Annotated in this window: 9 protein-coding genes; 1 reads left to right on the forward strand and 8 read right to left on the reverse strand. The window is 67.4% G+C overall.

Translation table 11 applies throughout. The annotated features are described in order from the left end of the window. Positions 1-54 precede the first annotated feature (54 nt). The 8 genes from LGN19_RS10760 to LGN19_RS10795 all read right to left on the reverse strand — a co-directional run bounded on the left by LGN19_RS10760 (position 55) and on the right by LGN19_RS10795 (position 9898). On the reverse strand, positions 55-1215 hold the full coding sequence (locus LGN19_RS10760; protein ID WP_122948891.1) for a Gfo/Idh/MocA family protein: 1161 nt from the start codon (positions 1213-1215) through the stop codon (positions 55-57). Further along, positions 1212-2021: a ThuA domain-containing protein gene (locus LGN19_RS10765; protein WP_226214521.1), complete on the reverse strand. Its 810-nt coding sequence runs from the start codon at positions 2019-2021 to the stop codon at positions 1212-1214. The genes LGN19_RS10760 and LGN19_RS10765 overlap by 4 nt, the downstream gene beginning before the upstream one ends. Positions 2022-2112: 91 nt before the next feature. Further along, positions 2113-3249 (reverse strand): ABC transporter ATP-binding protein, encoded by a 1137-nt coding sequence (locus LGN19_RS10770; RefSeq protein WP_226214522.1) that lies wholly within the window; start codon positions 3247-3249, stop codon positions 2113-2115. Between the two features lie 35 nt (positions 3250-3284). Then, positions 3285-4115, reverse strand: a complete 831-nt coding sequence (locus LGN19_RS10775; RefSeq protein WP_226214523.1) for a carbohydrate ABC transporter permease — start codon at positions 4113-4115, stop codon at positions 3285-3287. 1 nt (position 4116) lies between these two features. Further along, positions 4117-5073 (reverse strand): carbohydrate ABC transporter permease, encoded by a 957-nt coding sequence (locus LGN19_RS10780; protein WP_226214524.1) that lies wholly within the window; start codon positions 5071-5073, stop codon positions 4117-4119. Positions 5074-5141: 68 nt separating this feature from the next. Continuing rightward, positions 5142-6410: an ABC transporter substrate-binding protein gene (locus LGN19_RS10785; RefSeq protein ID WP_122948886.1), complete on the reverse strand. Its 1269-nt coding sequence runs from the start codon at positions 6408-6410 to the stop codon at positions 5142-5144. Between the two features lie 157 nt (positions 6411-6567). After that, on the reverse strand, positions 6568-9141 hold the full coding sequence (locus LGN19_RS10790) for an ATP-binding protein (protein WP_226214525.1): 2574 nt from the start codon (positions 9139-9141) through the stop codon (positions 6568-6570). 34 nt (positions 9142-9175) lie between these two features. Then, positions 9176-9898 carry a winged helix-turn-helix domain-containing protein gene (locus LGN19_RS10795; RefSeq protein ID WP_226214526.1) on the reverse strand — a complete coding sequence of 241 codons (723 nt, stop codon included), beginning with the start codon at positions 9896-9898 and terminating at the stop codon, positions 9176-9178. A gap of 583 nt (positions 9899-10481) precedes the next feature. Here LGN19_RS10795 and LGN19_RS10800 point away from each other — a divergent pair. Next, the gene (locus tag LGN19_RS10800) at positions 10482-11345 is read left to right on the forward strand and encodes a crotonase/enoyl-CoA hydratase family protein (RefSeq protein ID WP_122948883.1); all 864 of its coding nucleotides are present in this window, start codon (positions 10482-10484) and stop codon (positions 11343-11345) included. Positions 11346-11373: the final 28 nt, after the last annotated feature.

Consider the following 11373-nt stretch of genomic DNA (forward strand, 5'->3'; position numbering starts at 1 on the left):
ATGTTGCCGACCGGCCGGCGCGCTGGACGATCCGCGCGCCGGCCCCGTACGAACTCAGCCCGCGACTTCAGCCGGCGAGTCAAGATCGAGCGCCGGCGGCACGTCGGCAGCCGCCGGTCCCGGCGCGTGAATGCGGATCGGCTCGCCCGCGGCCGCGCTCGCATAGATCGCGTCGAGAATTTCCATCACGATCAGCCCTTCCTCGCCGGGGGCGGGATGCGGGACGTCGCACAGAATCGCTTCCGCGTAGTCGTACATCGCCGAATGCGCGCCTTCCGCGGGCGGATTCAGGCGCATGTCGAATTGCGCGCCGTTCTGCTCGATGAACACGTGCGCATCGAACGTGTAGCCCTCGTTCAGGTTCTTCTGCAGCAGCCCGGCACGCGTGCCGAGGAGGCGGGTTTCCATCAGCTCCGCCTCCTGGATGTTGGTTGCCCACGACGCCTCGAGCGCGAGCGTCGCGCCGTTGTCGAACCGGATCAGCGCAGCCGCGAGATCCTCGACGTCGAACGTCTTGCCCGCGCGGGCGGCCAGTTCGCGCGCGATCGGATCGTAGGTGCTGCCCATCACCCACACGGGTTTCGGATAGCCCATCAGCCACAGCGCGAGATCGAGGCGATGCACGCCGAGATCGATCAGCGGCCCGCCGCCCGCCAGCGCCTTCGTGCCGAACCAGCCACCAAAACCGGGCATCCCGCGCCGGCGATGCCAGACCGTCCGTCCGAAATAGAAATCGCCGAACAGACCGCTTTCGACCTGCGCCTTCAGCGCGCGCGACTGAGCGCTGAAGCGGTACGAGAAATTGATCATCAGCCGCTTGCCGGCGCGCTGCGCGGCGATCAGCATCTCGCGCCCCTCGTCCGCGTTCAGCGCCATCGGCTTCTCGCACAGCACGTGGCAGCCGGCGTCGAACGCGGCGAGCGTCAGCTCGCGATGGAATTTGTTCGGCGTGCACACGCTGACGATATCGAGCTTCCCGGCTGCCAGCATCGCGTCGGCCGATGCGTAGCGTGCATCGATGCCGAACGTGTCGCCGACCTTCGCGAGCCGCTTCTCGTCGGGATCGGCAATCGCGACCACGTCGACATCGGGATGCTCGCGCCAGCCTTCGATATGCTTGCGGCCGATCCCGAGCCCGATCACGCCGACGCGCAGGCGCCGGCCGCGTGCGATCGCCGCCGCTTCCGGCAGCTCGACCTTGTAATCGTCGTTCATGCGAGGTCTCCTGCGCTTTGCTGGATGCCGACGTGCGCAAACTGCTGGCTCTTCTCGCTGAGCGTCTCGAGCGGCGGCGAGTTCGGGCAGCGGTCGGCGAGGGTGACGCGCGGTGCGGCCCACTGCACCGCGTTCGCGATCACGCGCTGCACGTTTCGGTCGTGATAGGTCGGGTAGGCTTCGTGGCCCGGGCGGAAATAGAAGATCCGGCCGTGACCACGTTCCCAGCAACAGCCCGAACGGAACACTTCGCCGCCCTCGAACCACGAGATGAACACGGTGCTGTCCGGTTGCGGGATGTCGAAGCGCTCGCCGTACATCTCCTCGTGCGGCAGTTCGAAATACTCGCCGAGGCCGGCCGCGATCGGGTGCGACGGTTCGACGACCCACAGCCGCTCCTTCTCGGCCGCTTCGCGCCACTTCAGCGAACAGTTCGTGCCGAGCAGGCGGCGGAAGATCTTCGAGAAGTGCCCTGAATGCAGCACGATCAGGCCCATCCCTTCGAGCACGCGTCGCTGCACGCGCTCGACGATCTCGTCGGAGACCTTCGCGTGCGCCTTGTGCCCCCACCAGATCAGCACATCGCACGCGGCGAGCCGCGCTTCGCTGAGTCCGTGCTCGGGCTGGTCGAGCGTCGCGGTGCCGATCTCGAGCGGCAACGCGCCGTGTCCGAGCGCCGGCGTCTCGGCGAGTGCCATCGCGATCACTTGATGCAGGCCGTCGGGGTAGATCGCGCGGACTCCCGCGTTTTCCCGTTCGTGCTCGAACTCGTTCCACACGATCACTGAAAGCTTCTTGTTTAGCATGACTATCCTTTATCGATGAGTTGGCGCCAATTCGACAGCGGCCATGCGCCGTGGCCGCCTGAAACCTGTGGCTGGATTCGCCGCGTGCCGCTCAGGCGATCGCGAGCACCGGCGCGGCAGGCTCGCGCGGCGTACGCGCCGCCGCGCGGCCGTCCGGATGAAACAGATGCAACGCGCCGGCCGGCAGATCGACGCGCAGGCGGTCACCCATCCGCGCGCCGCCGGCATCGGTCTTCGCAACGATCGGCTGGCCGCAAAGCGGTGTGTCGAGATACAGATAGGTGTGTTCGCCCATCTGCTCGACGTGCGCGACCTGACCCGTCACGGCACCGGTGCCAACCCGCACGTGTTCGGGGCGGATGCCGAGCGTCACGCCGGTGCCCGCCTCGAGGCTGTCGCCGGACACGCTGGCGACGAGCGGGTAGTTGCGTGCCAGCGCGCGAACCTCGGTACTGCCTGCCGCCGCAACGCTTGCCGGCAGGAAGTTCATCGCGGGCGAGCCGATGAAACCGGCGACGAACTGGCTCGCCGGACGGTGATACAGATCGAGCGGCGTGCCGATCTGGGCGATGCTCGGGATCCCGTTGCGTCCTTCGAGCGGCCGCAGCAGCACGATCTTGTCGGCGAGCGTCATCGCCTCGACCTGGTCGTGTGTCACGTAGATCATGCTGGTGCTGTCGAGGCTGCGGTGCAGCTTCGCGATCTCGACGCGCGTCTTCACGCGCAGCGCCGCATCGAGGTTCGACAGCGGTTCGTCGAACAGGAACACTTTCGGCTTCCGGACGATCGCGCGACCGATCGCGACGCGCTGCCGCTGGCCGCCGGACAGTGCGCCGGGCTTGCGTTCGAGCAGCTCGCCGAGGCGCAGCGACTCGGACGCGAGCCGCACCCGCCGGTCGATCTCGTCCTTCGGCAAGCGGAGATGACGCAGGCCGAACGCCATGTTTTCGTAGACGGACATGTGCGGATAGAGCGCATAGCTCTGGAACACCATCGCGATGTCGCGCTGCGCGGGCGCGAACGTGTTGACACAGCGGCCATCGATCCACACGTCGCCCGCGCTTTGTTCCTCGAGACCGGCGACGATACGCAGCAGTGTCGACTTGCCGCAGCCCGACGGGCCGATGAACACGCAGAACTCGCCCGGCTCGACCGTGAGATTCACGTCGCTGAGAATGGGGGCCGTGCCGAACTGCTTGTGGAGGCCATTCAACTTGATCTGACTCATGTTTTCCCTCTTGTTCCTGATCGGGTCGATACGCGTCAACCCTTGACCGCGCCGGCGGTCAGGCCGGAGACGATGTGCCGCTGAAACATCAGCACCAGCAGCACGAGCGGCACCGTGACGATGACCGACGCCGCCATGATGGTTCCCCATGGCAATTCGTAGCTGCTCGCGCCCGAGATCATCGTGATCGCGACGGGTACCGTGCGCTGCTCCGACGAGATCGTGAAGGTCAGCGCGAACAGGAACTCGTTCCATGCCGACACGAACGCGAGCAGCGACGTCGCCGCCAGCGCCGGCCGCAGCAACGGCAGGAAGATCCGGAAGATCAGCGTGAACACGCCGACGCCGTCGACGAGCGCCGCCTCCTCCAGCTCGCGCGGCAACTCGCGCATGAAGGTGACGAGAATCCAGATCGTGAATGGCAGCGTGAAGATCAGATCGGACAGCACGAGCGCGCCGAGGTGGTCGTACAGGCCGAGCGCGCGGACCAGCTCGAACAGGCCCGACAGGATCGCGACCTGCGGAAACATCGACACGCCGAGAATGCACATCATCAACACCCCGCGACCGCGGAACGACACGCGGCCGAGCGCATACGCGGCGAGCACCGACACGGCGAGCGACAGCGCGACCGCCCCGCCCGCGACGAGCGCCGAGTTCAGCAGGTACGCGCCGAACGGCTGGCCGCGAAACAGCTGGCGATAGTTGTCGAGCGACGGGCTCGCCGGGAAGAGCGATGTATCGAACAACGCGTCGCCGTGCTTGATCGACGTGCCGATCATGTAGATGAACGGGAACAGCGCGATCACCAGCACGAGTGCCGACAGCAGCCCGTGAATCGCGATGTCGAGCGGATGCTTCTTCATGTCACGCCTCCTGCATCCGGCGGCGGCTGACCGCCATGTAGCCGATGGTGAACAGCACGATCGTGGCGAACAGCAGCATCGCCGACGCCGACCCGTACCCGACCTGCTGGAAATCGATCAACTGTTCGCGCACATAGACCGACATGCTTTTCGTGATCCGGCTGTTCGACGTCATCACGTAGATCAGGTCGAACACGCGCAACGCGTCGAGCGAGCGGAAGATCATCGCGACCAGCACGCCGGGCAGGATGAGCGGCAGCGTCACCGACCGAAACACGCGCCAGCGCGGCACGCCGTCGACGCGCGCGGCCTCGTAGCAATCGCGCGGCACGGTCTGCAGCGCGGCGAGCATCAGCAGCGCCATGAACGGCGTGGTCTTCCACACGTCGACGAGCACGATGGTCGGGAATACGAGCTGCGCATCGGCGGTGAACGCGAGCGGCTCATGGATCGCGCCGATCGACATCAGCATCGCGTTGACGATCCCGAACTGGTCGTTGAGCATCCAGCTCCAGATCTTCGCCGAGACGACGGTCGGGATCGCCCACGGCACGAGCACGGCCGCACGCAGCAGGGTACGCAGCCGCGACGGCACGTCGAGCAGCAGCGCGACGCCGAGGCCCGTGCCCGTCTCGAGCACCACCGACACGACGGCGAACAGAACGGTATTGCCGACGGCCTGCCACCAGGCCGGATCGCGCAGCACGCCCGCTGCGCCGAGATAGTTGTCGAGGCCGACGAAATGACGCTGCGACAAGTCGGACAGCTGCGCGTCGGTCAGGCTGAACCACGCGGTGCGCAGCAGCGGCCAGCCGGCAATGGCCGCCAGCGCGAGCAGTGCAGGCGTCACCAGCAGCCACGCCTGGCGCCGACGCGCGTGGGCGAGCCCGGCCCGCGCTCGGGCAGGCACCTGCACAAATGCAGGACTACTACTGATTTCGATGCTTCCGGTTCTCATTCGATGTATCCTTTCAGGCCGGCACGCTACAAAGGCCGGCCCGATCGATCAAGTGCGCGCCGCGGCGCTCAGTGCCAGTTGCCGCCCGGCGCGAGCCGCTTGAGCGCGACTGCGAGCCGCGCGAGCGCACCCGATGCGGTGTCGCTGCCGGCGAGCACGTCGTGCGCAGCGTTCCAGAACTGGTTGCTGACCTGGTTGTACTTCGCGCCGGTCACGGTCGACGGCCGTGCGACCGCCACGCTGAAGGTCGGCAGCAGGTCGGCCATGAACGGGTTGGCCTGCAGGATGTCCTTGTCCCGATAGAGCGCCGGAAGCGTCGGGTTGTACGACCCCTGGATCGCACGCATCTTCTGCACGTCCGCGCTCGCCAGGTACATCACGAGATCGGCGGCCAGTTTCGGGTTCGGCGAGTAGCGCGACACGGCGAGCTGCCATCCGCCCAGCGTGGCGGCCGGGCGGCCGTCGGCGCCGCCCTTCGGCAGCGGCGCAATGCCGACCTTGCCCTTGATCGGACTGCCCGTGCGATTCGCGATCGCCCACGCGTAGGGCCAATTGCGCATGAACACGGCATTGCCGGCCTGGAACACGCCGCGGGCCTCCTCTTCGCCGTAGTTCAGCACGGCCTTCGGGCTGATCGTGCCGACCCATTTCGCCGACTGCTCGAGCGCCTTGATCGCGCCCGGGTTGTCGATCGTCACGCGCCCCTGGTCGTCGACCACCGTGCCGCCGTTGTAGCTGCTGACCCATTCGAGCGCATCGCAGGTCAGCCCTTCGTACGCGCGCCCCTGCCACACGTAGCCCCAGACCTTTTCGTTGCCCGCGCTGCGCTCGCCCGACTGGATCTTGCGCGCGGTGGCGTCGAGCTCATCCCACGTTGCGGGCACTTTCACGCGATACTTGTCGAGCAGGTCCTTGCGGTAGTAAAGGAGCCCCGTATCGATGAACCACGGCATCGCGACCAGCTTGCCGTTCACCGTATCGTTCGCGACGATGCTCGGGAACGACTGGCTTTCGAGCCCTTTGCTGTACGGCTTCAGGTCGATCAGGTGGTTCGCGAGGATGCCCGGCCAGACCGTGTCGATCTGCATCACGTCGATCTTGTCCGAACCGCTACCAAGCAACTGCTGATAGAGCGCCAGCGTCTCGCTCGAGTTATTGGGCATGCTGATGAACTCGACCTCGTTGCCGGTCTTCTCGGCCCAGCGCTTCGCCGAGACCTGGCAAATGTCCTGGTCGACGCCGGCTGCGCCACATGCGATCCGCAGCGTCGTCGCGCCGGCCGTGGCAGCCGTCATCGCGAGCGCCATCGTCAGCAAACCTGCCTTGAGCTTCGTCATTCGGTGTCTCCAGTTTTTTTCGAATCGTTCGAATCGCGCGCCGCGGTGTCGCGAGCGCGTCGCCGGGTGCCGTGGGTCTATGAGACTCCAGTCCGGTTAATCGAAAATTTCGGAAACGCGGCGCGCCATTAACAATCGAAACAATCGCCGTCGCGCGTCAGGCCAGCAGCGCGGCGAGCGCAGCCAGATCGAACGGCTTCGGCACGAACGGCAGGTCTGCGCGCCAGTCGGGATGGGTCTGATGGATCTCGGGCGGCAAGCCCGAGGTGAGCACGACGCGCTGCGCCGGCCAGCGCTCGGCGAGCCGCGCGGCGAACGCGATGCCGCTGCCGCCCGCGCCGAGCGAGATGTCCGACAGCACGAGCGTGACGGGGCCGTGCTCGGCCAGCCAGCGGAATGCCGCGTCGCCGGTCGCCACCGCGTCGGCCCGCGCGCCGAGCGCCGCGAACTGGCTGAGCGCCGTGTCGCGCACCTCGGGATCGTCGTCCACCACGAGCACGCGAGCATCGGCCTGTCCGGCAACGGGCGCGGCCGCGACGACGGCCGGCGCGCCGCGCCGTTCGGGTGGCGTGCACTCGGGCAGCCACAGTTCGACACGCGTTCCGTGGCCGACCTCGCTGTGGATTCGCAGATCGCCACCGCTCTGGCGCACGAAGCCGTAGACGCTGCTGAGCCCGAGCCCGCTCCCCTCGCCGGCCGCCTTGGTCGTGAAGAACGGCTCGATCACCTTGTCGAGCAGCACCGGCGCGATTCCGCAGCCCGTGTCGGTGACACTCAACACGATCGCATGCGGCGCAGCGGCACCGTCCGCCGCCGGTTCGCGGCGCGCGGCCAGCGCCAGCGTCCCGCCTTCCGGCATCGCGGCGGCGCTGTTGAGCGTCAGGTTGAGGATCGCGTTCTCGAGCTGGCCGCGGTCGACGTTCACCCACATCGTGTCGGCGGCAGGCTCCAGCACGACGGCCACGCGCTGGCCCGCCGAGTATTCGACGAGATCGAGCATCTCCGCGAGCATCCCCCTGACCGACACGCGTTCGGCCTGCAGCGGCTGGCGCCGCGCGAACGCGAGAAGCCGCCGCGTGAGCCTCGACGCGCGTTCGGCCGCGCGGCGCGCCCGCTCGGCCATCGTCTGCGCGTCCTGCTGCCCGTCGAGCCGCGGCAGCAGCAGCTCCAGGTTGCCGAGTATCGCGACGAGGAAGTTGTTGAAGTCGTGCGCGACGCCGCCGGTCAACTGGCCGAGCACGTCCATCTTCTGCGCCTGGCGCAACTCTGCCTCGACCGCGCGCCGGCTCGTCAGGTCGCGGCAGACCGCCACCCATCCGCCGTCCGGAAGCGGCTGGCAGTGGAATTCGAGGGTCCGGTGGTCGCGCAGGTGCAGTTCGGACGATGCGGCGATGCGCGCGCCGTCCGACGTGCGGGTCGCGGTCTCGCGCGACACCTGGCGCCAGCGCGCAGGCTGATGCATGGCCTGCCGCAGCGTCGCGAGCGACAGGCCCGCATGCAGCGCGCCCGGATCGATCCCGAGCAGCGTCGCGAAGGTCGGATTCCACGCGATCAGGCTGCCGTGCGTGTCGTGGACGGACACCCCGTCGTTCATCGAGTTGAGCACCGACTCCTGGAGGCGGCGCTGCGATTCGAGCCCCTGGGTCAGTTGCTCTTTCTCGATCAGGTTGGTGCGAAACACCTCGAACGCACGCGCCAGCTCGCCGATTTCGTCCGGCCGATGCGTCGACGGCATCTGGTCGGACGTGATCCCTTTCGCGAGTCGCGCCATCACGCGCGTCATCGCCTGCAGCTTGTGCAGGATGCGGCTCGCATACGCGACGCCGAGCAGCGCCACGGCGACGCCCGCGACAGCCAGCAGCAACAGGCCCGACTGGCTGGACACCGCGACCTTTCGCACCTTGTCGCTGCGCTCGCTGGCGATCTGCCGCAATCGCTCGACGTAGCGCGCCGACTTGCCGCTCAGGTGATCCGCATGGCCGCGCAGGAGCGTGACGAGATAGCCCGTCTGCGCTTCGCTCGACAAAAACTCGCGGCGCACCGCGAACGCGTTGCGCGCGCCGCCATCGAGGCGCTGCAGCGCGTCGGCAAGCGCCGGCTGGCGACGGTCTTCGCCGCGTTCACGCACGCGCAGCCACAGCGCCTCGTTGTCGCTTTCCGCGCTACCGAGCTCCGCTGCGTTCGCCGCCTGCAGCGCACCGGCCGTGCGCGCCCAGATCTCGAGCAGCGTCGGCGCGCGCTGCGCGATCACGCTCTTGTCGCGCGCGATGCTGTCGCCGATGCGGTCGTTCGCGACGCGCAGGTCGCTCAACTCCTCCTTGAGCTGCCGCTGCCGGCCCGACACGATCAGCAGCCGGGCGAGATCCTGGTCGATCGCGTCGAGATCGTCGATCACCGCGAGTTGTTCGCCCGCCTTCGCGGCGGGGCCAGGCTGTTTGCCGAAGCCGGGCGACAGCCGCCGGATGTCGCCGAGCAGGCCGCGCAGCAGCTCGGTGTCGTTGTGAAGCAAGTCCGGCGAATCGGTCAGCATCATGCTCGGCGCGACCGCGGCGAGCTGCGCGACCTTGTCCGACAACTCGAGCGCGCGGGCAATCTCCGGCACGACGTTCGCTTCATACTCGTCGAGCGCGTTCTGGTTCGCGCGCATGCCGAGCACGCCGACCACCACGACCGCGAGCGTGATGCCGAACAGCAGCAGAAACGTCGCGATCAGCTTGGCCCGGACACTCAAGGGCGGCAACAGCCTGAACGTCGTCCGCATCGCGTCACACGCGCACGACGGGTACCGCGAACACATAGCCGATGCCGCGCTGGGTGCGGATATAGGTCGGCTGCTCGGGGTTCGGCTCGATCTTGCGGCGCAAGCGCAGGATCAGTACGTCGATCGTCCGGTCGTACACGTCGATGCCGAAGCCGCGCGTATGTTCGAGCAACTGGTCGCGGGACCAGACGCGCGACGGATGCTGCACCATCGCTGCGAGCAACTCGAATTCGCCCTGCGTCAGCGCGCACGGATTGCCGCCGTGCGTCAGCGTCCGCGCGGCGAAATCGAGCGTCCAGCCGTCGAAGCAGAAGCGCGGGCCGCCGCCGTTCGGTGCGGGACGCGGCATCGACAGCTCGGTCGTGCGGCGCAGCTGCGCGCGCACGCGCGCGATCAGCTCGCGCCCGGACACCGGCTTCGTGATGAAATCGTCCGCTGCGGTCTCGAGGCCGAGTACGCGGTCCGTCTCGTCGCCCAGCCCGCTGATCATGATGATCGATACGTCGGACCGGCGTCGCAGCTCGCGCGCCACCGTCAGGCCGTCCTCGCCGCGCAGCTTCAGGTCGAGAATGACGAGCGCGTGCGGCGCGGCGGCCAGTTGCTGCTGCATCATCGCCGCGCTGTCGGCCGTCGATACGTCGAACCCGGCCTCTTCCAGCACGCCCCTCAACCAGGCGCGCACCTCCGGATCGTCGTCCAGTACCAGGACCCGATGTTTTTCTGACATGCGTGTTCTCCTCCATGCCGGCCACGCTCGGATCGCGCGGCCGTGCCGGATGCGAATGTTGGCTGAAGCCGACCGACTCTGGCAAGTTCCGTCGGATGCCGGCCGCGGAGGAGATCTGCGTCCCTGCGTGCGGAACGGGGCGCGCAGATATGAACGGGCGCGCGATTCTAACGCTGAAAAAAATTTGCCATATACCCGTCGGCACCCGTGAATACCCTGCGCGGTGAGCCGTCGTGACAGGCTCCCCCGCATTGCCAATGCGCGGTTACGACTGCCTGCGTCGCACGCGGCATTGCCGCGCCGTTCGCCAGTTTGCCGTCATGCGGCATGCCCGCATTCCGTCGTCGCGGCCGGAACGCCGCGATACCGGCCCGGCCGGGCGCGCCCCGCGCCTCCACCGTTTGTCCTCGACCGCCGTCCTGCATGGGCCCGTGCGGCTTTCCGGTGACCCACTCCACAGATACGCCGAATGTGCGCGCGCAACAATGGCGATGCCTCGCGCCCGGCGCCCTGCGGGACACTCGCCTCCCGCTCGGCACCGGGCGCGACGGTCTTCAAAAACCACATCTCACGAGGACATACCATGCAACTCCAATCCCATCCCGCGTGCCGCCCGTTTTATGAAGCCGGCGAACTCACGCAACTGACTGCCTTTTATGAAGAGGGACGTAATGTCATGTGGATGATGCTGCGATCGGAGCCGCGGCCGTGCTTTAACCAGCAACTCGTTACCGACATCATCCATCTCGCACGCGTCGCACGCGACTCGGGCCTGCCGTTCGACTTCTGGGTGACGGGCTCGCTCGTCCCCGAGCTGTTCAACGTCGGCGGCGACCTGAGCTTTTTCGTCGACGCGATCCGCAGCGGCAAGCGCGACCTGCTGATGGCCTATGCGCGTTCGTGCATCGACGGCGTGTACGAGATCTACACGGGCTTCGGCACCGGGGCGATCTCGATCGCGATGGTCGAGGGCAGCGCGCTCGGCGGCGGCTTCGAGGCCGCGCTCGCGCATCACTACGTGCTCGCGCAGAAGGGCGTGAAACTCGGGTTCCCCGAGATCGCGTTCAACCTGTTCCCGGGCATGGGCGGCTATTCGCTCGTCGCGCGCAAGGCCGATCGGGGTCTCGCGGAGCAGTTGATCGCGACCGGTGAAGCGCACGCGGCCGAGTGGTACGAGGATCGCGGCCTGATCGACGAGACGTTCGACGCGGGCGACGCGTATCTCGCGACGCGCACCTTCATCGACGTCACGAAGCCGAAGCTGAACGGCGTGCGCGCGATGCTGCGCGCGCGCGAGCGGGTGTTCCAGCTGACGCGCTCCGAGCTGATGGACATCACCGAAGCATGGGTGCATGCGGCGTTCACGATCGAGCCGAAGGATCTCGCGTACATGGAACGCCTCGTGATGCTGCAGAACCGGCGCGTGTCGAAGCTGCGCACGGTGTAATGCGACGGGCGCCGCCGCTTGCCGGCGG

This window comes from Burkholderia sp. AU30198 (genome assembly GCF_020419825.1).
Taxonomy (GTDB): Bacteria; Pseudomonadota; Gammaproteobacteria; order Burkholderiales; family Burkholderiaceae; genus Burkholderia.

What these genes read in the sequence shown, in the direction of transcription:
- LGN19_RS10760 (WP_122948891.1), bottom strand. Translation starts at nt 1,215, where the DNA reads ATGAACGACGATTACAAGGTCGAGCTGCCGGAAGCGGCGGCGATCGCA.
- LGN19_RS10765 (WP_226214521.1), bottom strand. Translation starts at nt 2,021, where the DNA reads ATGCTAAACAAGAAGCTTTCAGTGATCGTGTGGAACGAGTTCGAGCAC.
- LGN19_RS10770 (WP_226214522.1), bottom strand. Translation starts at nt 3,249, where the DNA reads ATGAGTCAGATCAAGTTGAATGGCCTCCACAAGCAGTTCGGCACGGCC.
- LGN19_RS10775 (WP_226214523.1), bottom strand. Translation starts at nt 4,115, where the DNA reads ATGAAGAAGCATCCGCTCGACATCGCGATTCACGGGCTGCTGTCGGCA.
- LGN19_RS10780 (WP_226214524.1), bottom strand. Translation starts at nt 5,073, where the DNA reads ATGAGAACCGGAAGCATCGAAATCAGTAGTAGTCCTGCATTTGTGCAG.
- LGN19_RS10785 (WP_122948886.1), bottom strand. Translation starts at nt 6,410, where the DNA reads ATGACGAAGCTCAAGGCAGGTTTGCTGACGATGGCGCTCGCGATGACG.
- LGN19_RS10795 (WP_226214526.1), bottom strand. Translation starts at nt 9,898, where the DNA reads ATGTCAGAAAAACATCGGGTCCTGGTACTGGACGACGATCCGGAGGTG.
- LGN19_RS10800 (WP_122948883.1), top strand. Translation starts at nt 10,482, where the DNA reads ATGCAACTCCAATCCCATCCCGCGTGCCGCCCGTTTTATGAAGCCGGC.